The following is a 26065-nucleotide window of genomic DNA, read 5'->3' as shown; positions in this document are numbered from 1 at the left end:
ATCCCTAAGAGTGGCGGTAAATACTAGAAATTACCTCTTTCGTTTTTTCATTTCTTCTATCTCTCGCTTTAGCTGATCTCGATCTTCTTTCTTTGAAAGTTCTAGCTCTGTTGCAGAATAATCATAGTTGAATAGTCTTGCTTTGATCTTAGTGTTATTGACAAAAATACCAAAGTCAATGTTTGCTATAGTGAGAAAACCAGCACTATTTCCATCAATTTCGATACTTCCAAATTTTGAGAGTTTTGCCAGTTTTGTATGAAAAGACCCGTTGTTATCAGAAGATATTTTTTTAAGTGTATTTCCTTCAGAATCTAAAAATCTTATCTCGGCATTGATTACCTTTCTTTTTGTCTTAGCTGCAGTGACAACGCCTGAAATTGTTACTGAGTCCTGAGAAGTGTTCTCGTCTAGAAAGCTTGAAGCTTCATATCCTCCGAGAATCTTAACTTTTTCCGTTCTCGATTGGATGATAGAACAGGACGAGAAACAAAAGATCAAAAAATATAGTGAAATTTTAAAGCTCCAAACCTCATTGCTACATCTATTTATGTTTTCGATTTGCTCTTTCAACTTCTTTCCTCAGCTTTTTTTGGTCCTTTTTAGGCCCTGTTTCATTTATATAAACAGGTTGCGTTGGTAATTTTATATCCAAATAATAATCTTTAAAATTAGCATTAATTCGGACATCATCGATTGAAAGATTTGATCCAAATCTTTCAATAATTATTTTCCCCCAGAAACCATCTGATGATATTTTATTTAAAAATTCACCCTTTTTGTCGGTCATAAGGGAAGCTATGGTATCTTTTCCATTTTGAAGAAAAAAAACTCTTGCGTCAGACACTATTTCGTTATTGTAACATAATCTTACTTTTCCATGTATCAATGGTGCAACCTCGCTTTCTGTATATCCTTTGCCTTGCTGATTAAAACTACTGCAATTGTTTCGATCTATTTCAGCAAAGTCATCAAGATTCTTTTGTGTTGAGCAGCTTAATAGTGTTGAAAATAAAAAGAGTTTAGCAGGCCAAACGAACTTTATTTTTAATGAAAGATTACAAATTAATTCGATCTCCATGAGATTTCGGCTGTGAAATAACAAGAAATTCTAAATCTTGATTAGTTCTATTGAAAATTCTGTGCTTCTGACTTGCTTGGATATGAAAGCCATTGTTTTCTTCAACAACATATGATTCATTATCTACTTCGAAAGTTGCGGTACCCTTTAATATGTAAAAAAATTGCTGTGCCTTACTATGAAAATGTAAACTTTCTTTTGTTCCTGGCGGCATTTTCTCTTGAATCACACTTAAAGAATCGGACTTTAATAAGTGCCACCCATCACAATTTTCACCCCAAATATAATGCTCAGAATTGTCGGTATTTTTTACTTTCATTACTTATTCAATAAAATAATGTGATATTCAAAAAAGAAAATGGTAATACGGAATCACAAGTATAAAGATATGCCAAACTAGGTCAAAAAAGAAATCGGATTGCACCTCAGTTTCATATATTCTTACAGTCAACCAAGTTTGTGTTTCTACGATATCAAGGGCTTTATTTTATAATGCAGAGACAAAATATATCGCTGGTGAGTACAGCTACTCTAGCGTGTCGATTGATCCCCAACTTTGCTGCTTCTCATCCAGTTTTAGATCCTTCAATGAAATAAACATAGCGCTATAGCAAGGTGATAAAAAGGCAATATGATTTCGAGTCCAAAGCAAAATTTGGCCTAATTTTTTTATTTAAAAATTTTATATATCATTTTATACATTTATAAAAAAATATTAATATTGTATTTATGTAATACATAATATTGTTGGCGTTTTTTCTTAATCTAACCAATTAATCTTAAACAGCTGCTAACCATTGAAGAACATTTTAATTACCGATATGGAATCGAATCAAGTGGAAAGTCAAGTAGAGCACAAAATTTTGCGCTGTCTAAAAGACGGAGATATGCAAGCATTTTCCCTAGTTTATAATTTTTACTGGGATGGCCTCTATAACTTTGCTTTACGATTAATGAAGGAAGAATCGCTAGCACAAGATGTTTTACATGATGTCTTTACCGAATTGTGGGCACGTCATAAACGATTAAACATCCAGTCATCGTTAAAAGATTATTTATTCATTTGTACGAAAAACAGATGTTTTAAACTGCTGGGGAAATTACGTAGGTTAAATGAATTAGAGGAACACCTGTTGTTAGATATAGCGATTGAGCATGATGAGCTTTCGTATAAAGAACTCTCTGAACAGCTTGATGGCTTACTAGCGAGACTTCCTACCAAAACAAGAGCAATATTTATCATGAGTCGCGAAGATGATTTATCCTACAAACAAATCGCCAAAAAAATGAACCTTAGCATTAAATCTGTCGAATATCATATATCAAAAGTCTTGAATAAATTACGAAAAGCCTTATAATTATATTCACCTTTTCGTTATTTTGTCATATTAACAAATTAAAATCTTTCAAGTTCATCCGTATTATAAGCATATGCCCCTAAACGATAGAGAAGATATAAAAAAAAAGACTTTTGATCGTATTCTAACAACGATTAGTAGAAAGAAACGTAAAAAGCGTTTGTTGAATGGGGCTATCCTATTTTTTGTTTTATCTATTTGTTCTGCTAGCTTATACATTTTTTATTCTCGTTCCATTAATATCTTCCCCAAAAAATCTGAGCATATTTATGCGGATATTACAGCTGGCGATATCACAATCTCAGGGTCAAGGCTCATGTCCCTTTCTGAATGGGAGAATAATGAAAACAAACCTTTCAAAGTCAGTAAAAAGAAAGATATGTTGATTATTGAACAGATAGAATCATCAACCTCCGAATTTGATGATGTTGTACTGCGCGTTGGGGTTGGTGGATTGTATAAGGTTTTGTTAAAAGATGGAACAACAGTATTTCTCAATTCTAATTCTGAGCTGAGTTACAAAGGCGATTTTTTAAAAAATCGGATTTTAACTTTAAAAGGGGAAGCCTTTTTTGAGGTTGCTAAGAGACAGCAGGCTGATATTAAACAGGGGTTTATTGTTCTGACAGATAAACAGCGGATAGCTGTTTTAGGTACAAAGTTTAATGTTTTGTCTCGTGAAGGAGCCGAGCAAACTGTATTAACGGAAGGAAGTATAGCTTTAAAAAGTATTAAATCAGGAAAAAACAAGTTGCTTATTCCTGGAGAGATGGCCATGCTGGATGATCAAGGATCTATTGATAAAACAATTGCTATAACCGAAGATTATATGTCGTGGAAAGATGGTAATTTGTATTATGAAAATAAAAGCTTGCGCTATATTCTCTCAGATCTTGCTAATATCTATCCAATTCATTTTGATCCCAACAAAGTTCCTAATCGGAATTTTACACTTTTTCTTAAAAGAGATCGCTCTTTTTCCGAGATTTTGGATCTCATAAAAAAATCAGGCAATTTGAACATCACGTTAAAAGATCATGAAATAATTTTTTAAAAAAGTTTTTAGGGTAATAGCGTTTGGGAGACTCTTTATTGTAAGAATGGGGATAATACCCCTTTTACAATAAAACCTAAAAATATGAATAAAGAATTTCACCTGAGAAAAAACAAATTTTGGTTTGTTCGGGACAAATCTGCTTTAACTTTTCTAAAGCGCTCTTCAAGAATAGGGACTATCCTTGGTTTAATAGCTCTCCAAAGCCTTCCCTTGGCCAAGGCACAAGAGTTAAACCTCAATCTAAAAAATGCAACTTTAACAGAAGTACTAAAAGAGATACGTAAACAAACAGGATATCAGATTATTTATGATTCTGATATTTTGCAAAACAAAAAATTAATCTCTTATTCTGGTTCCAAATTGGATTTGAAGTTAGTGTTGAAAAAAGCGCTCACGGAGCAGAATCTAGATTTTGTGATTGAAGGCAAGACTATTATTGTTAAACCACAGGAAAGGACTAGTTTAAAAAATATCCCAAATCAAAAATCAGAAAAGATAGAGGTTAAAGGTACAGTTTTAAATGCATCGGGAAAACCAATTGCGGGTGTGACTGTGACAGAAAGAGGTACCTCAAATACTGTATTGACAGCAGAAGACGGAACATTTACTTTAAAAGTAGCAAATGAAAAATCCATTTTGGATTTTTCCTATGTGGGGTATGCTTCTTTAAGTGAAAACGCGAGTCGCACCCCCATGCTGTTGACAATGGCCAGTCAGGATAGAGCCTTGGAAGAAGTTGTCGTAGTGGGTTACGGAACACAAAAGAAGGCAAATTTGACTGGTGCGGTTTCTTCTCTTGACGGTAAAGAGTTAGAGTCAAGACCTGTACAGAATGTTGGACAGGCCCTACAGGGCATGATCCCCGGGTTGAATTTACAGACAACTGGACTGGGCGGTGAGCTAAATCAAAATTTAAGCGTCAATATTCGTGGAGCAGGAACGATAGGGGTGGGGTCAAGTTCATCAGTTTTGGTTTTAATTGATGGGATGGAGGGCAATATGAATGCGCTTAATCCTCAGGATATTGAAAATATCACAGTACTTAAAGATGCAGCAGCTTCCGCTATTTACGGGTCCAGGGCACCTTTTGGAGTTATCCTCATTACAACAAAATCTGGAAAATCGGGGAAGATAACTGCAAATTATAACAATAATATAAGACTGGGCAAGCCAAGAGGACTACCCACGATGTTAGATTCCAAAACATTTGCTTATTATTTCAATGAAGTCGCAGCAAACGATGGTGAGGGTGCAAAATTTTCGCAGGAGGTATTGGAACGAATTGATGCTTATCAGAAAGGAGAAATAGAAACGACGACTACCCCAAATGCTAGTGACAGATTTCAATACTATACAGGATCTAATGGGAATACAAACTGGTTTAAGGAGTTTTATCGGGACTTTACAACTTCCCATGAACATACGCTCAGTTTGAATGGCGGTACTGAAAAGCTAAATTTTTATAGTTCTGCGAATTACATGGATCAAAATGGTTTGAACAGATTTGCTAATGACAATTTTCAACGATATTCGATAGCTACGAAAATCAATGCAAAGATTAGCGATAAGGTGGACCTGATGTACAATACGCGTTTTGTACGTGAAGACTACGAAAAAGCAAGCCATATGAATGATCTATATTATCATAATATAGCGAGAAGATGGCCTACGATACCTTTGTACGACCCAAATGGAAATTATTCCGAACCAAGTGAAATCTTGCAGCTGCAGCAAGGAGGACGTTCAAAATTTCAGAAAGATTTTCTTTATCAGCAGCTACAATTACATTATCAGCCAATCAAAAACTGGAATATAACAGGAAATGTCAATTATCGCATTACGAGTCAAAATGATCATGCTGAAATTTTGAAAGCTTATTCAAATGATGCAAAAGGAAACCCGTTCCTCCTTGCAGTAGGATACAATGCTGCGGGGTATACCAATGTGTCTGAATACAATCGCAAAGACGAATATTTCAGTACAAATTTCTTTTCAGATTATTCCTTTGACATCAACGATGATCATCATTTCAAAATTTTGGCTGGATTCAATTCAGAGCTCAATAAGTATAGAGATCTTAATGGAAGCATGAGCGATCTGATCACAGATAATGTACCTACATTGAATACTGCCACCACCAATCCAAGGGCTTCTGGGGGCTACCAACATTGGGCTACTGCTGGTTTTTTTGGACGATTAAACTATAGCTACAAAGATAGGTATCTTTTTGAGGCTAACGGACGATACGACGGTTCCTCACGTTTTCCAAGAGACTTGCGCTGGAATCTCTTCCCCTCCGTTTCCGCTGGATGGAATATAGCGAATGAGTCATTTTGGCCTATTAAGGAGCATGTTTCCATGTTTAAGTTGCGTGGTTCCTATGGCGAGTTGGGAAACCAATATACGGACAATTGGTATCCTTTTTATGCAACAATGCCAGTAAATATAGCTAATGGTACCTGGCTTTTGAATGGACAAAAAACAAATACCGCCAGTGCACCAGGGCTTATTGCCTCTACTTTGACCTGGGAGCGTGTATCAAGCTGGAATGTGGGGATGGATTTGCGGGCACTTTCCAATCGTTTAGGCTTATCTCTTGAAGTCTATCGTCGGAATACATTTGATATGATAGGACCAGCACCAGAACTTCCTGTTATTTTGGGTACAGCTGTACCACGTTTAAACAATGCCGAGATGAATTCCAAAGGATTTGAAATTGAGTTAAATTGGAAAGATCATATCGGTAAACTGAATTATAGCGCACGAGCTGTCCTTGCCGACGACCGTCAGACAGTCACCAAATATCCTAATCCTACAGGCACGTTGAGTACTTGGTATGATGGCCGGAAGAATGGAGAGATCTGGGGATATCGAACTTTAGGAATAGCACAGAGCGCAGAAGAAATGGCTGCACACCTCGCTAATGCCAAACAGTCTTTCGGGACAAACTGGCAAGCTGGGGACATTATGTATGCTGATCTCAACGGAGACGGCCAGGTTAATAATGGAGCCAATACATTGGCGAACCCAGGGGATCTGGCAATTATAGGAAATTCGGCCTCACGCTATCGTTATAGTTTTGATTTAAATTTCAATTATAGCGGATTCGATTTAGGGATTTTCTTGCAAGGTGTTGGAAAACGCGATTATATGCCCAATGGCCCCTATTTTTGGGGAGCGAATGGTGGCATGTGGCAGTCCGCTGGATTTGTTGAGAATATGGACTTCTACCGCGATGAGAATTCCACGATGGTACAGAACGGTGTTTTAGGTGTTAATAAAGATTCCTATTTACCAAGACCTTATTTTAACACCTCAAAAAATCAGCAAACACAAACTAAATATTTGCAGAGCGCCGCTTATTTACGTTTAAAGAATGCTCAATTTGGATATACGTTTTCTCCACAACTATTGGCCAAGATAGGATTTTCCAAAATTCGTATTTATGCATCAGGTGAGAATTTGTTGACTTTTACCAAAATGGCTAAGGTTTTTGATCCAGAAACCGTTGGACTCGGCGGGTGGAATGATGGAAAGACATATCCATTTTCGACGACTTATTCTTTTGGCCTTAACTTGAATTTTTAAACCGATATATATGAAAACGACATATTATTTTTCTACAATTTCTTGGTTGTTATCGATGACCGTGTTGTTCACTTTGCATTCCTGTAACAAGTATCTGGACAGAGAACCCTTATCCAATGTAACGCCACAAGAATATTTAAATACAGAAGCTGATTTAGCCGCATATACTGTTGGGCGTTATGCCTTTCCATCCCATTCTGGCTGGGGGCTCGGTACATTTGCGAACGATAATGGTACCGATAACCAGGTGACTTCAAGTTATTCGACTCGTTGGGTTCCGGGAGAATGGCGTGTGCCGAGTTCGGGCGGCGAATGGGATTTTACTCAGATTAGGCAGCTGAACTATTTTCTCGAACAGGTACTTCCAAAATGGAAGAACGGTAAGTTAACGGGCAATTCAGCAAATATAACCCATTATGTGGGAGAAGCTTATTTTTTGAGAGCGTATGAATATTTTAATAAAGTACAGGCGCTGGGTGATTTTCCGATCATCAGAAATACACTTAAAGATAATATGGAGGAGCTGACGGCTGCTTCCATTCGACAACCTAGAAATATGGTGGTTAGATTTATTCTTTCTGATTTGGATTCAGCAATTACACTGCTGAACGATGTTGCTCCGGATGGGAAAAACCGTATTTCAAAAAAGGCAGCTTTACTTTTTAAATCTCGTGTAGGATTATTTGAAGGCTCTTGGCTAAAATACCACAAAGGAACTGCTTTCGTCCCTGGTGGAACTGGCTGGCCCGGTGCAAAATCGCACCCAAATTTTTCAATCAATATCGATAATGAGATCAATTATTTCTTAGAGCAGTCGATGACAGCAGCTGCTCAGGTAGCCGATGCTGTGGAACTTGTCGGAAATACAAAGGATGATGGCTATAATTCATCTTCAAATCCCTATTTTAAAATGTTTGGTGATGAAAATCTAAACGGTTACAGTGAAGTCCTTTTATGGCGGAGTTATTCAATGCCTTTAGGAATTACGCATGCTGTAAATCACTACATGAACCGTAATGGCGGAAATTCTGGATATTCAAGAGGTCTTGTGGAAAATTTCACCATGAAAAATGGACTGCCTATTTATGCTTCTAACGCTGGGTATGCCGGTGACGATTCCATCAGCCTAGTCAAAAAAAATCGGGATAATCGCTTACAGCTCTTTATGAAAGCACCTGGTGAATTGAGTTATACCAACCAGACTTCTTCGACAGGTGCTGTACAGACAGAGCCGAGACCAGATATTATCGGACTAGCCGAAACAAGGTACGTGACAGGTTATGCCGTGAAAAAAGGAATGAGTTATCTTTTTGCTCAAGCTGAGGGGCAGACTGGTACCACAGGCTCAATTATCTTTCGTGCCGTTGAGGCTTATTTAAATTATATTGAAGCAAGTTATCTTGCAAAGGGAGTGATCGATGCAAAAGCGAATAGTTACTGGACAAAAATCAGAGAAAGAGCAGGTGTGAATACAGATTTTATGGCAACCGTAAATGCGACGGACATGCAAAAGGAAGCTCAAGGTGACTTCGCTGCATATTCAGCCGGACAATTACTTTCCGACAAACTTCTTTATAATATTAGAAGGGAGCGCCGTTTGGAACTCGTTGCCGAGGGATTTAGATTTAATGATCTTAGGCGTTGGCGGGCACTTGATCAGCTAGCAAACAATCCATACATTATTGAAGGGATGAGGCTGTGGGGGCCTATGCAAGACTGGTACAAATATAAGGGCGTCTCTACTTTAATCGTACCCGGTACAGCAGGAAAAACCGCAAATGTGTCTTCACCACAGGAAAGCCAATATTTAAGACCCTATCGGATTAATCTTTCGGCTAACAATCTTGTTCTAAATGGCTATAGTTGGACCAGTGCCCATTATTTGTCTCCTATTGCAATAAGTCATTTGAGCATTACTTCAACAGATGGTAGCCCAGCTGGTTCAATTATTTATCAAAACCCGAATTGGCCTTTAGTCGCCAATCAGGGGGCCAATCAATAATTGGTCGGAACCTTTACGAAAATTTTGAAGATAAGATAGTTCGGAGATTATTCCGGCTATCTTATTTTCGTCATATAGATATAAAATGAAGAAAATTAATATCATTACTTTACTATTATTGGCAGCGGTATTTGACGCTTCGGCTCAAAATATGATTGCCTTACAACCCGGAGAATCAGAATCTGCTATTGTAACCAAGGCAGCCAACGTGATACCGACCCAAAGACAGCTTGATTGGCAAAAGCTGGAAGTGACCGGATTTCTCCATTTCGGGATCAATACCTTCACAAATAAGGAATGGGGTGAAGGGAAAGACGATCCAAAATTATTTAACCCGACACAATTAGATGCAGAACAATGGGTTAGGACAGCAAAGGAAGGTGGAATTAAACTTTTGATTCTTACCGCGAAGCATCACGATGGGTTCTGTCTCTGGCAAACGAATACAACAGACTATTCGGTTAAAAATTCTCCTTACAAAAAGGGAAAAGGAGATGTCTTTGGCGAACTTGCTGCCGCCTGTAAAAAATATGGTATGAAGTTGGGCGTATATCTTTCCCCTTGGGATCGACATGAAGCTTCTTATGGGTCAGAAGCTTATAACGATTTTTTTGTTGCCCAATTGAGCGAATTACTGACCCAATATGGTCAGATTGATGAAGTTTGGTTTGATGGTGCTAATGGAGAGGGACCTAACGGTAAAAAGCAGGAATACGATTGGAATCGTTATTATCAGGTTATACGAGAAAAACAACCTGAGGCCGTTATCGCAGTAATGGGACCCGATGTGAGATGGGTTGGTACAGAAACGGGCTATGGTCGGGATACAGAATGGTCAGTTGTACCTGCTAGTAACCTAGCGCAAAATCATATTGCTGCGGGATCGCAACAACAGATGAATATTAAACCGGCCGGAGATATGCGTAATAAAGATCTTGGGAGCCGAGAAACGATCAAAGAAGCAAAAGGGCTGGTATGGTACCCAGCGGAAACTGATGTTTCTATACGCCCGGGATGGTTCTATCACGAGGAAGAGGATAACAAAGTCAAAAGCCCTGGGAAGTTGATGGATATTTACTTTAATTCGGTGGGAAAAAATGGTGTCTTGTTGCTTAATATTCCACCAACAGCAGCCGGATTGGTTCATTCGGTAGATGCTGCAAATCTAAAAAAGTGGAATGACTGGCGCACAGCATTGTTTTCGAAAAATCTTTTAAGCAAAGCCAAACTCCAGACTGCAGGCCTCGTTTTGAAAAAATGGAAAAAAATGCCATTCTGGACGACGAAAGATGAAAAAATCAGCACAGCAACTTTTGAATATATCCTACCTAAAGCAACCGCGTTCAACGTTCTCTCCTTACAGGAAACCATCGCTTTAGGGCAACGTGTCGAGCGATTTAATTTGGAAGTATGGCAAGATGGAGTCTGGAAAGAAGTGTCGAAAGGTACTACGATCGGTAACAAACGTCTATTAGCTTTTCCAACAGTTATTGCCCAGAAGATAAGAATCAACATTTTACAATCTCGTCTAAATCCGCAGATAGAACAGTTGGGGCTCTATTTCAATGAAAGAGGAGTATTTGAATAGCAAACCATAATTTCAGTTTTAAATCCAATTACAAAAGACCTGAATAATTTTATTATGTTATACATAAGTTGTATTTTCGGATCTTTAAATCGTTTTTTTGAACAAACTCAACCTTAAAATGCTATAGATGCAAAAAGAATCTAAATCTTATTTATTCATTTTTTCAACCCTAGGACTGAAATTTATACTGTGTGCAATAATATCTATTGGACCCAATACTTTATTTGCACAGGAACGAATAGTAACCTTGCTGGAGGATGGATGGAAATTTACAAAAAATGATCAGCCAAACTTTTCTGATCTCGGATTGATTACAAGCGCATGGCAGACTGTTCGAATTCCGCATGATTGGGCAATTTATGGCCCGTTTAGTGCCAACAATGATAAGCAGCATATGGCTATTGCCCAAGATGGACAAAAGGAAGCATTGGAACATGCAGGTCGGACTGGTGGACTTCCGTTTGTTGGCGTTGGTTGGTATCGTAAAGAATTTGAATTGCCACAAAACGTTCAAAATAAGCGCACGGTTTTACAGTTTGATGGTGCTATGAGCAATGCTGTCGTTTTTGTTAATGGGAAAAAGGTCGGCAATTGGCCTTATGGCTATAATAGTTTTTATTTTGATATTTCCGAGTATGTGAGTCCGGGTAAAAATTTGGTAGCCGTAAGATTAGAAAATAAGTCTGAGTCATCCCGCTGGTATCCTGGCGCAGGATTATATCGAAATGTTCGATTGGAGATCACTGAAAAAACAAGTATTGCCAATTGGGGCACCTATATTACGACACCTGAGATCACAAAGGATTTCGCTCGAATTCAGGTTTGGACTGATTTAGTTGGTATAGATCTGTCGAAAGATTCTCTTTCCTTAGAGACTATTCTTATAGACAGCGATGGACAGATTGTGGCGAAGAAGAATGATCGAATTGGCAACTACCAGATCCAGCAGGAATTGTTCGTTGATAAACCACAATTATGGGAATTGCAATCCCCCAATTTATATAAGGCTGTCAGCAAGCTCTATCAGAACGGCAAATTAATCGATAAATATCAAACAGTATTTGGAATCAGAAGCATTGCTCTGGTACCAAATAGGGGGTTTTATTTGAATGGAAAGCTGACCGTATTTAAAGGAGTGTGTTTGCATCATGATTTAGGGCCGTTGGGAGCAGCTGTGAATGAGGCCGCTATTAGGCGGCAGTTGCGAATAATGAAAGATATGGGCGTTAATGCTATTCGCACCTCTCATAATATGCCGGCGCCGGAACTGGTACAAGCCTGTGACGAAATGGGAATTATGCTAATGGCGGAAAGTTTTGATGAATGGAAAATTCCCAAAATGAAGAATGGGTACAATCAATATTTTAACGATTGGGCCGAAAAAGATCTTGTCAATCTGATACGGCATTACCGCAATAATCCAAGCGTTGTGATGTGGTGTATTGGAAATGAAGTACCCGAACAAGGAAGTCCTGATGGATCAAAGGTGGCGCGGTATCTGCAAGATATTTGCCATCGTGAGGATCCATCTCGCCCTGTTACCCAGGGGATGGACAACCCTGATGCGGTCATAAATAGTAGCTTTGCCTCAACGATGGATGTGGCAGGCTTTAATTATCGCCCATTTAAATACCCCGAAGCGTATGAAAAGTTGCAACAGCAGTTGATTCTTGGTACAGAAACTGCGTCCACTTTGAGTTCTAGAGGTGTTTATAAATTTCCCGTCGAACGAAAATCAATGGCAAAATATGACGACCATCAGGCCTCGAGTTATGATGTAGAGCATTGTTCATGGTCGGATTTGCCTGAAGATAACTTTATCCAGCATGATGATTTACCTTATGCAATAGGTGAATTTGTCTGGACAGGGTTCGATTATTTGGGCGAACCGACACCCTACTATACAGATTGGCCAAGTCATAGTTCTTTGTTCGGTATTGTAGACCTTGTCGGTATTCCTAAAGATAGATATTATCTTTATCGAAGCCATTGGAACCAGGAATCGCATACACTTCATATTCTTCCTCATTGGAATTGGAAGGGACGCGAAGGACAGAAAACGCCAATTTTTGTTTATACAGATTACCCTGCAGCGGAAATTTTTATCAATGGAAAAAGTCAAGGAGTTAAAAGGAAAGATTTTGATGTTACTTTGGAAAAATCTAAGGATAAAAAAGCACAAAATGATTTTATGCGTCAGAAGCGCTATCGTTTGATGTGGATGAATACTAAATACGAACCGGGCACGGTTTCAGTAATTGCCTATGATTCTTTAGGGAATATAGCTGCAAGAGATAGTGTAAAGACTGCAGGTAAGCTATATACTATACGTTTAGAAGTGGACCGGAAACAATTGAAAGCAAATGGAAAAGACATTGCTTTTATCACAGCTACGCTCGTTGATAAACAGGGGAATATAGTGACAAGCGAAGACCGAGAATTAAAATTCAAGGTAAAAGGGCAGGGGGCATTTAAGGCTGTGGCGAATGGAGATCCAACAAGTTTGGAATCATTTCAGAAACCCGTCATGAAGTGCTTTAACGGTCAATTGGTTTTTCTTGTTGAGAGCAGAGAGTCTGCGGGGGATATTATAGCTGAGGTAGAGGGAAAGGGATTGAAGAAAGCAAGTGTCAAAATAATAGCGAGGTAAAATATGATGCTAAGTCTGACACAGTTCAGTTTACAGTCTCCTTTGCATTTATTTTTGTCTTCCATTTTTTTGATTTACAAATCGAATCCCAATTCGGATAGCATTCGTTCGTGGTTATTCATAAAATACTTCATCAATTTGTATTGTTCGGTATCCTGGTATGCAATCAGCTTTATTCCATTTTCAGATACCTGATAGATGTCTGCTTCGGGATAGGCCATCAGGATGGGGGAGTGTGTTGCAATAATAAATTGCGATCTCAGTTCTACAAGTTCTCTTATTCGGCTCAGCATGTTTAGCTGGCTTATGATAGACAGTGCTGATTCTGGCTCATCAAAAATATAGAGTCCGTTTCCGTTTAGGCGATGATGTAATAACGATAGAAAGCTTTCACCATGAGAACGTTCGTGTAGCGATCCACCATAGGAGTCCTGAGCCCCATATTGATCTACAGCAGTAGCGACATTGTAAAAACTTTCAGCCCTGAGAAAATAGCCATCTCTGTTGCGATATGCCGTTCGTATTACCTGAATAGCTTCAAATAAAACGGAATGGGAATCCATGGTACTAAAATTAAAATTGCGGCTTCCACCTTCCGGATTGAAACCTGCATTGATAGCTATTGCCTCTACAAGGGTGGATTTTCCGATCCCATTTTCTCCGACGATGAAGGTCACAGGATTTCGAAATCTTAGTTCATCCAGTGTTGACAATGACGGGATATTATACGGATAATGATCGTGGTCTTCCAGCTTTTTTTTATTTCGGATTTGGCTAATATAAATCATGTTATTATTTAGTATTATTGATGAAACGGAGATTATCATAAGGCAGCAATTCTGTCATAATTATTGTAAATCTGCAGATGAAAGACCGTTGTCGCCAGGCTCATCTTTTTAGGCCAAGAAATTTCCAAAGGTTGAATTTGGGTTTCTTTTTAATTTCCTCAATATGTTTTACGAATATTTTTTCTAAATCCAAATCGGATTTAATCTTAACTTTCTCCCTATCTGTGACGGCAATGCCAGTGTGGCCAGGAACATTAGATTGAATCTCTTCAAATTTTCCTAATGAGGTCATTTTTTTTATTATTCTTAATCCGTCGGCATATTCATCAAATAAGGGAATTGGCAGACGCCTGTAGTCTGGTGAAGACCGGATAAACTTCATGAAAAAATATGGATCTAAATCTCCAAACTCGAGTCCGAAGGTAAGAGGAACTTCAATACATTGTTTCGTTGTCAAATGTTGAAAACCGCAGTGAAAACCATGGACGAAATATCTCCATTCACCAACTGTTCCTATCTGTCGATCGTCTTGTTTTAACTCGTTAAACGTATCTAGTGGAAAATCCTTATTTAAATTTAAATCAAGTTTGTCAACCAACATAAACACGAGTTGTCCACCTAGATGCCCGTAATCTTTTGCACATTGCTCAAAAAAGTCTTGATGATCTTCAATTTCTTTATCGGTAATTAGTTTTACAATGTTAAGTTCGGGTTCGATAGTATGGATCAAGACCTGAAAACCAGAAAGTGCATATTCGAGATATTGTCCGACTTGTTCTCGCTGTTTATTCGTCTTTCCTTCAAAAATAATCTTTAAGGCCACTTCTCTTGAAATGGATTTAATTTCATCGACTGTCGGAATTTGGTCAATTGATTTAATAGTGATTGTATGTGTTGTTCTATCCAACGCAATTCATTTTAAATATATCAGTTGTGGTTATTTTTCTGATCACCCAAGTTTACATGGAGAAAACTACTTCTTTTAATGATACCTTTTCTTTTATTATTATCGTTTCCCATAAAAGATACTATATGGGGTCTTACAAATGCTAGACCGCAGTTTAATTTTTTCCGCATGTTATTCATGCAAATTTTTCACGGATTGAGGCGGGTGTTTTCGGAAGTTCTTCCTCTTTGGCTAGCCGTATAGTTGCAGGCAGTTTTAGTTTATTTCCCATTTGCAAAATCTATCCTATTGTTAATATACAAGATTTGTCTGTCGTTTAGTAATATTCATAATAATTGCTTTGAAAGTATTGCGCCCTTTTCAAAGAGAAATTGTCCGGAATGAGCAGATTTATGTCGTCTATAACTTTGCTTAGCCGTTTGATTTGACTTAATTTTCGCTGAGGTTCAATTCCCTCATTATTCGCTGTTTCATCAGCTACGAGCTGCCGTAGACCCTGAATATACAGCTGTTTTTGTTTGTTGATAGCATATGTTTTCCGAAGCTCGCTCTTATCTTTTGGCATTAGGAAAATCGAATATTCTACTTCCGCCAGTAGCCTTTTATGCTGATGTCCAAAATACGTACCTCCATGTTCAATTAATGCAAATAATTCATTTATTTTTGAAAATAGCTGAACTAATGTTTTGCGCTGTGTAGCATATTTCTGCTCACCATTTACCTGCATTAAGAAGTAGGAATAGAGCATACAATAATTATCCTGTCCAGCTTCGCTATTGAACTCCATATCGTGTTGGAGGTGATAGCTCCATGTGGGATCAAAAGTCTCTTTAAATAGAAATTCAGGATGATGACTTAAGATAGTGTCAAAATCCTTCCGACTGTATACCAGCGAGTCATTTGTCTGAAAATGCAATACGACTAATGAATCCGTTGACAGTGGTATTGCGGTAGCTTTTGCCAATGCCCCGTTTTGATATCCCAACAATAGTAATATAACAATACAGACATGAAATATTTTTACAACTAGCTTCATGATATGGCTTTACTGGTTTTTGAATTTACAAAACAGGAGGTAAAAAGGCAAAATAAATAGCTCATTAATTATAATTTCTATTTCCATTTTTTTATCTTGGTATCACATAACCCATGTATATCTAAAGTGTTGGATTTTAATAAACTTTTGTAAAAGAAAGTTCATTCATTACCTTTAGGGGAAGAATTGTCAATCACGGCACTTCTATATTCAAGTAATATGCAAGAAGTATTTGTAAAAAAATATTGGGATGAGGAAGATGTATTGTTTTATCTACATTTTCAAAATGGAGAAGCCATAGAGCAGGTTGAAATTATGCGCGAAGGTAAAGTCTTTTTGTCCATAGAAAATCCCAGAGAAGAAACTTCTATGTTATACGACCAATCATTGGACGAACTTGATTTAGAAGAGAAGGACTTTATAACGAAGGAAGAATTTTATAGAATTTGGAATAAGCAATAAAGCAAAAACTAGGGAAATGAGGTTTTCGATCACTACAAAGTTCCACCCTCGGGCCAATATTTCCAGTGCGTGTTTGGTGCAACAGTAGGCTTATATAAGACTTTATTGCCAGTTGAAAGTGCTTCTGCAATCTGAATAAATGTTTCCGTTTCACTCGGTAGTTGATTATCAGCTAAATCAGGAGGAAGCCATTCATTCAGCTCTAAGAATATCGGTAAATCTGATGGAATGCTCAGTGATATTTCGGTATTGGTTAGCCAAATATGATCCGAATATTCAGGCACGAAGCTTCTCATTAAATCCCAAGGGGCAATTCTATTCGAGTATTCAAGATCGATTTGTTTGTGTTTAAGAAAATCAGGATCTGTATTTAATGGAATAATTTTATCTCTAATTTTTATTGTTTTAACGTTACTATCTAAATATGGGATATAATTTTCATCGTCATAAAGAAATGACTCCGTATCAGAATCACTTACGAAACAATTGAAATTGTCATTATCATACCCTTTCAGTAGGCAATTGCCATAGAAATAGGCAATTGTTGTAAAACCGTTGACATCATAATCATGATTGTTGAATGCAAAAATTTCAATTAATATTGCCCATCGGCTTTCATCTCGAAAAACTACCATTTTTTGATCTCCATGATAGTAATAGCCGTGATCCAACATTGGAAAGGTATAATTTTTGGCCTCTTTGTCAAGTTGACTAAGTATTTCTTCTCTTGATATCATTTATTTAAATTTCTTTAATTCATCCAGCAATTTATTCTGCTTGATAATGAAAGTATTCAGGCTATCTGTTTTTAGAGGATGCGCATTTTGATATTTTTCAATTTCAGGTAGCGTTTTTCTGATTTTAAAAGCAGTATACGTGCTAACCAGATTTTCATTATTTTTAGTGATTTGACTGACATGATCTGTTATATTTTTTACTTTAAGATCGTATCGATCAGCACTGGCACTAATTTCCTTTTGTACCTGTTGTTTTACTAGTGAATCTGTAATGGCTTTCGTTCGTTCATTGGCATCCTGATAATAAGAATTAGTGGTTTCGAGTACATTATTATAAACAGATAAAACTTTTTCTGTTTCCTCTAATGTCTTCACAATCCTGGAATTGAGAGCTGTAAGGTTTTTATCATCTTTTATCAATTCGGAATAGATATTGTCTACAGTTATATTATTTCCACGATAACTCTTAAAAGAACCTGAAGTAGGCGACTCAGCATTGTCCACTGCATTTTCTACAAGGGGTGAGTTCTGTTGCTTATTTTCTTGGCAGGAAAGTATAGACAGAGCTAGTGTGGAAGCGAAAAGAATATTTTTCATAATTGTTTTGCTAAACGGTATAATATTATAGCCATCTTATATGTCTCCATAATTAAATATACACATTTAACTTCCATTTTCCAATGATCTTGACTTGTCCCTTTCTGCATGTAAGAAATTACTTAGAACAATCGAATTTGTTCATTGGTGTTTCAGCTGCTCTAACAGCTATCAACTTAGATAACGTTGGACAATAAATGTAATATGCTTTCAAACAGTTATAGGACTTAAGTGATCAATTTAATATTAGTGAATAAGATTAGAGAAAATGGCTGGCAGCCTGTTCAATATTGAACGGCTAGTGTTCAATAACGGTCAGTATTAAGAAAGAAATTCGTTCGTAGTGTATTGGCAAATAGCGTGTTAAATTTATTGGCAAACTATTTGGAATTCCCATTCAAGTACAAAATAAATAAAAGATGGTAAAGCCTATTTCCAATATGTTCGAAAAAACTTCTAAATATGTATTGATTATCCTATTCAGTTTATCATTTATGCTTACCTATGGGCAGCGTAACGAAATTATGGATAAGCCAAAAGTTGATGAGCGTATTGAGATTCTGAGTATTGTATTTAGACTTGCTGGCAATCAAGAGTATAGCTCAGGTATTTTTAAGCGCTATGTTGATCGAATCAATGAACACTATGGTCCTTTTAAAGAACACGAATTGATCACCTTTGTCAATAAGATTAAAAATGAAAATGGCATAGGGTACGATGCAGTGATGAGTATGGCTATACATCTTGATGATAAGTTCAATCTTAAGCAAAAAAATATCAACGAAACCCTGGACAAAAGGTGGAGTAGAGCTAATGCTCTTCAATTCGCAACACTATTAAATAAGTTTTACAAAGACAGTAATAGTAAACGATTTTTTCAGGATAACCAGGCACTGTACAATGAGGTACAAAGGCGCTTTCTTCCAATTTATGAACATATTGAATTGGACTGGTACCCTAAATTCTATGGTAAGAAGCCATCCGAAAAGTTTTTGATTGTGAATGGTTTGGGGAATGGCGGCGGTAACTATGGGGTAGCCATTAAAAATCCACAGGGTCTTAAGGAAGTCTACGCTATTATGGGGACATGGAGTATGGATAGTCTTGGCATGGCTGAATTTCCGTTACAGAGCTATTTCCCTACATTACTTCACGAGTTTAACCACTCCTTTGTTAACTATTTATTGGAAAAAGACACGACAATTTTTAGAGACAGCGGGGAAAAATTATATAGCGTCGTAAAGGAGAAAATGAACCGGCAGGCATACGGTAGCTGGCAAACGATGTTGAACGAGGCATTGGTTCGAGCTGCGGTTATCAAATATCAAAAAGATCATAATTTCAGCTTCGAAGAGATTTCAAAGGAAACCAATGGACAGCTAGATAGGGGATTTCTTTGGATTGAGAAACTTGTTGATGAACTTGAACACTTTGATCGTCAGCGAGACTTATATCCTACTTTAGAGAGCTATATGCCTGTACTTGCCAAAGCTTATCGATCTTACGCTGCAGATATTTCTTCTTTAGATGCAGCTTTTGAAGAAAGAAGACCAAAAATCATTTCTTTTGAGGGAATTCAGGATGGACAAACCAATGTCAACAACACCTTAAGGGAGCTGAAGATAAATTTCGACAGGCCCTTATTGGGACAGGGACGGTCATTTAGGGGGATTTCCAAAGAAGGTTTTCCGGTGATAAAAGGACATCGTTATTCTTCAGATAAGAAATCCGTGCTTATAGATTGGGAGTTAGAACCAAACAAAACCTATGAGATCATCATTACAGGAAATGCATTCCGTACTGCAGATGGGATACCGATGAAAGACCATTATCTAAAATTCAGCACAAAGTAATTTACTGTAATGGCTAATATTTGACCATATACATAATCAATTGTGGCAAAGGTAACTCACATTATCGTTGTGAGAGTTAAATAGGTTTAATCCATTGGGGTATACCGATAAACATATCATTTACAAATTTTCCTGTATACCGTTGCATTCCAGTTTCTTCCTAATCAAAGTAGGTCTTTATTTTTGAGCATACTTTAGGATTGTAGCATAACTTGACTCGGAAGTTTTCGATCCATTCGGCCCGTATAACGATGGTAATTAATTTTTTCGTATCTCTGGACAAGCCTATTACGGTGATAGCTTGGCACATCCCGGCATACCAATCGATAATATATACCTTGGTGCCCGGGCTAAACTGTTTCGTGCCATAACGGGTTTGCAGTTTTCCTTGACCATAGCTAATTTCCTGTTTGATGTTAGCTACCAATGTCCATAATGGTATAGGTTCTAAATGATCCATATGACTTTATTGGTTTTTGAATTTACAGAAAAGAATCTAACATGGCAAAATATAGAGCTCATTAACGATGATCTCCATCTCTATTTGTAATCCTGTATTACGTTGCCCAGATATATAGTGTCGGTTGTGAATAAACTTTTGTGAAAGAATGGCCTATAGATCGCTTTGTTGGGTAGTAGCCCTGCTGAAAACTGACTGAAATTTTGGGATACTCATATTTCATTTTGAAATAACCTTGCATTTATATAGATTTAATATAAGTTTTGTTGCTTAGACCAAGTGTAACCTAGGGAAAATATAACCATGGATTTAAATGCAGTTCCATTGAGTCTTGATGAGTTTAATCGCTTTAAATTGGGAGACGAGAAGGTTTTTAAAAAGATTTTTGATTTTTATAGGCCTTTGATGTATCACAAGGTACGTCGTGTATGTTCTTCCGAATTAGACGTGGAGGAGGTTATGCAAGAGATTTTTGTGCAACTTTTTCTAAAACGGAATTCAATCCCCTCTGCGGAAGCTATCTTTCCATTTTTATTTTTAGTAGCAAAGCGAACGGCCATCACTTTGTTTCGAAAAGAGTTGTCTAGACAAAAATATCAAGTATCACAATTGGCAGAATGGGATGAACTAAGTGATGAATTAGAGCGGACAATCGCTCATAAAGATTTAGATAAAGTACTCAAGACGATTGTATCCTGCTTACCGCCACAGCAAAAACTTGTATTTCATAAGAGCAAAATAGAGGAAATGAGTTATGCAGAAATTTCCGAAGAAATTGGTATTTCCAAAAATACAGTACGCAACCATCTTGTAGCAGCATGCCAGTTTGTACGTTTGAAACTTGATGGCTTACTTTTAATCCTTTTTTTAATAAAAAACATCTTTTGACTAGTTCATCGATCCTAGTTGTACGAATAATATTATAGAGTACAACAGATAAGGATGTCCAAAGTAGAAGCATATAAGATTATTATCAGCCAATTTTTGGCAAAAACATTAGACGAGCGTGCAAAGCAAAATTTTGCCAATTATCTCAATGATCCGGATTTTTTGAATGCGTGGCAACAGCTTATGGACGAGGGAGAGATAGAGCAGTCTCCAGACAATCAAATTGCGCACGATAATCTTTTTAAGACAATCATTGAAGATGAAAGAATAAAAGACCAAGTTGTTTCCAGTCCAATTATAAAGAAATCATCAATTCACATTCTAATGTATATTAGTATCGCAGCTATATTGTTGCTAGTTGGTATATCTGCTTCGATCTTCTTCTTTATACAAGAAAATAGACTGGATGACCGGGCAATGGTCAACAATCTACCTGCGGTAGTTCCCGGATCCCAAAAAGCCGAAATAATTTTAGAAAGTGGCGAGCGTATAGATCTCGAAAAATTGAAATTGGATACGATCATAGATAATGGTGCGTTTGAAATTATCAAATCCGACAAAGGTATTATATCCTATCGTCTGAAAAGCTCAGGGACTAGCAATCAGCAGACAGCGTATAATACAATCGTTACGCCACGAGGTGGAGAATATAAGCTGCTATTGGCAGATGGCACAAAAATTTGGCTGAATGCCGCCACTACACTACGTTATCCAATTAGTTTTAACGGTGATGAAAGGAAAGTACAATTGCAGGGTGAAGCTTATTTTGAGGTTGCTAAACAGGTCTATCAAGGAAGACGGGTGCCCTTTATTGTTCATGCAGGTAATCAGAAATTGGAAGTTTTAGGGACAGCATTTAACCTTCAAAATTATGGCAAATCGATTGTGACAACTTTGGTGGAAGGCAAGGTGAAATTAAATGTTCAAGATAGCCCACAGGACAACCTCTACTTAAGTCCTGCTGAACAAGCTGTGTTTCAATTTACAAGCAAAAAGTTTCTAAAGACGGCTGTTGACCCGCGCTATTTCATTGCCTGGAAAGAAGGAAAATTTGCTTTTTATAATACACCTATTGACGAAGTCATGGAAATTATCAGTAGATGGTATGACGTGGAAGTCCACTTTGATTATCATCCCGAAAACTTTGCTTTCTCGGGCACAGTGTCAAGATATGATAATATCGACAAACTACTCCGTACGATCGAACTAGTCGGAGATATTCATTTTGAATTGAAAGGGAGGAAAATTTATGTGAAAAGATAACCTATAAAGAAGAGTTCAGGAGCGTTACGACCGCCCCTGAATTTGTCTTCGAAAAGACCAGGCTGAAAAAGATTTAATAGACTTAAAAACCATTACAACCGTATGCAAAAGTACAAAAAAAAACGGTATGGAGATCCTTTGCCTAAAAGTAGGATCTCTGCCAAAAAAGAATTTGCTATGAAAATGTCATTAGCGATTCCCTTGTTGCTGGCCTCTAACCTCCAGTTGAGTGCAATTACATTTGGGCAAGGAGTCAATTTCCAAAAGAAAAATGCCAAACTCGAAACCATATTAAAGGTTTTAGAAGAACAGAGCGGTTACAATATTCTGTATAAAGCTACTTTGCTAAGCAATGCCAAGCGTATCGATGTCGATTACAAAAATGTACCTTTCGAATATGCATTGAAGGATGTGCTTGAAAACTATCAGATCGTCTATAAGATTATGGACAATAATGTCGTATTAAGCAAGCCAGCTTCTACAGCAGCGGGAATCCCGTGGAATCGATATGTTCCAGGTCTCAATAATACTCTTGTCCTTCAACAGCGTCGCGTAGGGGGAAAAGTGGTCGATTCAAAGGGCAATCCAATTAGCAATGTTATTATAACGGAGAAAGGAACGGATAATAGAACAACTACCGACGACAATGGTAGGTTTGAGATTCGCCTTAAAACAAATAATGATCAGCTTGTATGTTCAATGTTAGGCTATCAGTCCAAGGAGGTCAATGTAAGTGGACAAAATGAGATTCAAGTTAGCCTAGATATGGCTATTACTGCAATGGATGAGGTCGTTGTAGTCGGTTACGGTGAACAGAAAAAAGTTAACCTAACCGGGGCGGTGAGCCAAATATCGGGTAAGGAGTTTGAAGATCGTCCTGTCACACAGCTTACCCAAGCACTTCAGGGCAATATCCCCAATCTCAACATTGTCTTTGGATCAGGAAAACCCGGTACAAGTGGTTCAGTCAATGTGAGAGGAAACACATCCATTAACGGTGGTGGTCCATTGATTTTGATTGATGGTATTCTAGGTACCTTGGATCGTATTAATCCCAATGATGTAGAGTCTGTAACGGTGCTTAAAGATGCTTCCGCAGCGGCTGTTTATGGAGCGCGTGGTGCCTTCGGTGTTGTTTTGGTCACAACAAAAAAAGGGGGTAAAAATGGAAAGACCTCCATTGAATATAATAATAATATTGGTTTCACTACCCATGCCACAAATACTGATTTCATCACGAGTGGTTATTGGAATGCGAAGATCAATGATGACGCTATGTACAACGCATTAGGGTATCGGACCACGCGTTATACCGATGAAGATTATGAAGAATTACTTGCACGTGTTAACGATAAGACTGAAAATCCGGATAGACCCTGGGTTGTGGTTAAGAAAGATGCTAGTGGCAATGACATATATCGTTACTATGCCAACTTCGATTGGTTCAATTATTTGTACAAAAAAACAAGACCAAAAAACGAGCATAATCTTTCTTTTTCTGGATCTTCTGGCAATACACGTTATGCGATATCTGGTTCCAAGGCGATTGAACAAGGGATATTCAATATTGATCCCGATAAATTTGGACGTTATAATCTACGTGCAAATATCGCGTCAGATATCCGAAGCTGGCTGACCATCAGCAATAGCACACATTTTTTCAAATCCAGCTATGATTGGGCCGGACTGGAAAATAATTTCAGTACCGTTGCCAACAACGTGAGCAATAGTCCGACCTACCATTATCATGCGATGTACGTGCCGCGAAATCCGGATGGCACACTTACGGGGTATTCGGGTATTAATAGTTATCCTATTGGGTACGGCCTGCACAATGCGCTCGAAAGCGGCACAATGCGTGGCTATACGCGGGGTACAGAATTTACCAATATGACAGAAGCGGTTTTGAAATTGGGAAAAGGCCTATCCCTAACTGGAAACTATTCCTATCGTGAATATCGTTCTGACTATTCCTACCGACAGACCAAACAGTACTATTCGAAATATCCGGGACAGCTCGAATTGTCTTCACTCGGAGCTTTAAATCAGGATAAGCTTCGGGAAAATATGGGTAAATATGCTTGGCATTTTATCAATGTTTTTGCTACTTACCAAAAAGATTTTGGCGATCACCACCTTACTGTGATGGGCGGTTTTAATCAAGAAGACCGTTTTTATAAGCGTATTGGAGGAATTGGTCAGGATCTATTGTCTGAGAATTTAAATGATCTTGATTTGGTGATCGGGGAGAAGCAGTTTGAGGCAGGTGGCGATGAATGGGCAGTACGTGGAGGGTTCTATCGTGCCAATTACGATTACAAAGGCAAATACTTGCTAGAGGTAAGTGGTCGATACGATGGTACCTCACGTTTTCCAAAGCACAGTCGTTTTGGATTCTTTCCATCCTTTTCTACAGGCTGGCGCATCAGCGAGGAGAAGTTCTTCGCTCCACTGAAAAACAAGATCAATAACCTGAAGATTAGGTATTCGTACGGCTCACTTGGTAACCAGGAGGTGGATACCTATGCTTATATTTCATCCATGGGTACAGGTCAGATCTCCTATTTAGTCAATGGTCAAAAGTTAAATGTTGCCAATAGTCCCGCGCCGGTAGCGCCCACATTGACTTGGGAAAAAATTACCACCAGCAACATTGGCCTTGATTTTAGTTTACTTAATAACAAGCTCGATTTTCAATCTGATTTTTATGTCCGGCAGACAAAGGGTATGCTGAGTAAAGGCAAAACCCAGCCGGCTGTATTTGGTGCATCGGAACCCAAGGAGAATGCAGCCGACCTCAAGACCAAAGGTTTTGAGCTTTCCCTTTTATGGAAGGACCATTTTGATGTAAGCGGAAAACCTTTTAATTATTCCGTTAGGGCAATGCTGTCAGATTATCAGGCTGAAATTACCAAGTTTGCCAACGATGCTGGGCTATTGAGCAATTATTATACAGGACAAAAATTGGGCGAAATATGGGGGTATCATTACGACGGATTTTTCAAGACAACCGAAGAAGCACAGGAGTATGCGAAAATCGTCAATCAAGATCAGATCAATAGGCGTCGTGTTCAGGCTCCCACAGCAGACTTGCGTATGCTTCAGGCAGGTGATATCAAAATCTTGGATCTCAATGGCGATGGTATCATTGATGCTGGCGATAATACGCTTTCCAATCCTGGTGATCGTACCATTATCGGAAATGATCAACCGCGTTATTCCTATGGGTTAAACCTAGGAGCGAATTGGAATGGCATTGATCTTTCCGTCTTTTTTCAGGGAGTAGGGAAGCAAAACTGGTATCCTAATCTTGAAGCACAAGCTTTTTGGTCCGTTTATGCCAGACCATACGATTCATTTATTCCGTCTAATTTTCAGGATAAGATATGGTCGCCAGAAAATCCTGATGCTTATTTCCCTTTTTTACGCGGCTATACAGCACAAAACTCTGAACTTTCTGTCGCCAACGATATGTATATGCAAGATATAGCCTACCTAAAGCTGCGTAATCTGACTGTAGGTTATACATTTCCAGTCACACTTACTCAAAAGGCAAAGATCAATAAGCTACGTGTGTTCTTCAGTGGAGAAAACCTACATACCTGGACGAAGTTGAAGACCGATTACATCGATCCCGAACAAGTAATGAGCGATAATACGGGGCGGAGTTATCCTGTAGGCCGCGTCTATTCTTTTGGAGCTCAGTTATCGTTTTAATTTATACATGACGATTATTTAAAATGAAAACAT

The 26065-nt window shown here is 38.0% G+C and carries 20 protein-coding genes; 11 read left to right on the top strand and 9 right to left on the bottom strand.

Going from position 1 to position 26065, the window contains the following annotated elements; translation table 11 throughout:
• Positions 1–30: 30 nt before the first annotated feature.
• From M2419_RS04260 to M2419_RS04250, 3 genes are read right to left on the bottom strand one after another with little or no spacing between them, the layout of a single operon-like run.
• Positions 31–573, bottom strand: coding sequence for a hypothetical protein (locus M2419_RS04260; RefSeq protein WP_259254320.1), 543 nt, complete (start codon positions 571–573; stop codon positions 31–33).
• Positions 545–1081 (bottom strand): hypothetical protein, encoded by a 537-nt coding sequence (locus tag M2419_RS04255; RefSeq protein ID WP_259254319.1) that lies wholly within the window; start codon positions 1079–1081, stop codon positions 545–547. Before M2419_RS04255 ends, M2419_RS04260 begins: the two co-directional genes overlap by 29 nt.
• Entirely contained in the window at positions 1059–1400 is a 342-nt protein-coding gene (locus M2419_RS04250; RefSeq protein WP_259254317.1) for a cupin domain-containing protein, read from the bottom strand. The genes M2419_RS04255 and M2419_RS04250 overlap by 23 nt, the downstream gene beginning before the upstream one ends.
• Before the next feature lie 502 nt (positions 1401–1902).
• On the opposite strand from M2419_RS04250, the gene M2419_RS04245 reads away from it, so the two are divergent.
• The 6 genes from M2419_RS04245 (at position 1903) to M2419_RS04220 (ending at position 13324) form a co-directional block, all read left to right on the top strand.
• Positions 1903–2439 (top strand): RNA polymerase sigma-70 factor, encoded by a 537-nt coding sequence (locus M2419_RS04245; protein ID WP_259254315.1) that lies wholly within the window; start codon positions 1903–1905, stop codon positions 2437–2439.
• A gap of 73 nt (positions 2440–2512) precedes the next feature.
• A complete protein-coding gene (locus M2419_RS04240) occupies positions 2513–3493 on the top strand; it encodes a FecR family protein (RefSeq protein ID WP_259254314.1) in 981 nt (326 codons plus the stop codon).
• Positions 3494–3577: 84 nt separating this feature from the next.
• Complete coding sequence (locus M2419_RS04235) at positions 3578–7084, top strand: TonB-dependent receptor (protein WP_259254313.1); 3507 nt, start codon at positions 3578–3580, stop codon at positions 7082–7084.
• A 10-nt stretch (positions 7085–7094) separates the two neighbouring features.
• On the top strand, positions 7095–9086 hold the full coding sequence (locus tag M2419_RS04230) for a RagB/SusD family nutrient uptake outer membrane protein (RefSeq protein WP_259254312.1): 1992 nt from the start codon (positions 7095–7097) through the stop codon (positions 9084–9086).
• An 85-nt stretch (positions 9087–9171) separates the two neighbouring features.
• Positions 9172–10674, top strand: coding sequence for an alpha-L-fucosidase (locus tag M2419_RS04225; RefSeq protein ID WP_259254311.1), 1503 nt, complete (start codon positions 9172–9174; stop codon positions 10672–10674).
• Between the two features lie 127 nt (positions 10675–10801).
• Positions 10802–13324, top strand: coding sequence for a glycoside hydrolase family 2 TIM barrel-domain containing protein (locus tag M2419_RS04220; protein ID WP_259254310.1), 2523 nt, complete (start codon positions 10802–10804; stop codon positions 13322–13324).
• A gap of 74 nt (positions 13325–13398) precedes the next feature.
• On the opposite strand, the gene M2419_RS04215 is transcribed toward M2419_RS04220, so the two are convergent.
• The 3 genes from M2419_RS04215 to M2419_RS04205 all read right to left on the bottom strand — a co-directional run bounded on the left by M2419_RS04215 (position 13399) and on the right by M2419_RS04205 (position 16055).
• Positions 13399–14112: an AAA family ATPase gene (locus tag M2419_RS04215; protein WP_259254309.1), complete on the bottom strand. Its 714-nt coding sequence runs from the start codon at positions 14110–14112 to the stop codon at positions 13399–13401.
• Positions 14113–14212: 100 nt separating this feature from the next.
• Positions 14213–15019 carry a DUF6896 domain-containing protein gene (locus M2419_RS04210; protein ID WP_259254308.1) on the bottom strand — a complete coding sequence of 269 codons (807 nt, stop codon included), beginning with the start codon at positions 15017–15019 and terminating at the stop codon, positions 14213–14215.
• Positions 15020–15335: 316 nt separating this feature from the next.
• Entirely contained in the window at positions 15336–16055 is a 720-nt protein-coding gene (locus M2419_RS04205) for a hypothetical protein (RefSeq protein ID WP_259254307.1), read from the bottom strand.
• A gap of 219 nt (positions 16056–16274) precedes the next feature.
• Here M2419_RS04205 and M2419_RS04200 point away from each other — a divergent pair, with 219 nt between their 5' ends.
• Positions 16275–16517, top strand: coding sequence for a hypothetical protein (locus tag M2419_RS04200; protein ID WP_259254306.1), 243 nt, complete (start codon positions 16275–16277; stop codon positions 16515–16517).
• A gap of 32 nt (positions 16518–16549) precedes the next feature.
• Here the strand turns inward: M2419_RS04200 and M2419_RS04195 are convergent, their stop codons facing one another.
• Both M2419_RS04195 and M2419_RS04190 read right to left on the bottom strand, forming a co-directional pair.
• Positions 16550–17254: a DUF7003 family protein gene (locus tag M2419_RS04195; protein WP_259254303.1), complete on the bottom strand. Its 705-nt coding sequence runs from the start codon at positions 17252–17254 to the stop codon at positions 16550–16552.
• Entirely contained in the window at positions 17255–17851 is a 597-nt protein-coding gene (locus M2419_RS04190) for a hypothetical protein (RefSeq protein ID WP_153847624.1), read from the bottom strand.
• Positions 17852–18270: 419 nt separating this feature from the next.
• On the opposite strand from M2419_RS04190, the gene M2419_RS04185 reads away from it, so the two are divergent.
• Positions 18271–19704, top strand: a complete 1434-nt coding sequence (locus tag M2419_RS04185) for a DUF4932 domain-containing protein (protein WP_259254302.1) — start codon at positions 18271–18273, stop codon at positions 19702–19704.
• Between the two features lie 160 nt (positions 19705–19864).
• Here the strand turns inward: M2419_RS04185 and M2419_RS04180 are convergent, their stop codons facing one another.
• A complete protein-coding gene (locus M2419_RS04180) occupies positions 19865–20164 on the bottom strand; it encodes a hypothetical protein (protein WP_259254301.1) in 300 nt (99 codons plus the stop codon).
• Between the two features lie 303 nt (positions 20165–20467).
• On the opposite strand from M2419_RS04180, the gene M2419_RS04175 reads away from it, so the two are divergent.
• From M2419_RS04175 to M2419_RS04165, 3 genes are all read left to right on the top strand, one after another.
• A complete protein-coding gene (locus M2419_RS04175) occupies positions 20468–21052 on the top strand; it encodes an RNA polymerase sigma factor (RefSeq protein ID WP_182983839.1) in 585 nt (194 codons plus the stop codon).
• Positions 21053–21106: 54 nt separating this feature from the next.
• Complete coding sequence (locus M2419_RS04170; RefSeq protein WP_259254300.1) at positions 21107–22315, top strand: FecR family protein; 1209 nt, start codon at positions 21107–21109, stop codon at positions 22313–22315.
• Positions 22316–22492: 177 nt separating this feature from the next.
• Positions 22493–26032, top strand: coding sequence for a TonB-dependent receptor (locus M2419_RS04165; protein WP_259254298.1), 3540 nt, complete (start codon positions 22493–22495; stop codon positions 26030–26032).
• The last annotated feature ends 33 nt before the right edge of the window (positions 26033–26065 follow it).

It is taken from the genome of Sphingobacterium sp. BIGb0116 (genome assembly GCF_024808035.1).
In the GTDB taxonomy this organism is placed as follows: Bacteria; Bacteroidota; Bacteroidia; order Sphingobacteriales; family Sphingobacteriaceae; genus Sphingobacterium; species Sphingobacterium paramultivorum.
The sequence above is the reverse complement of the archived record's forward strand: the minus strand, read 5'-3'. Positions and strand labels throughout refer to the sequence as shown.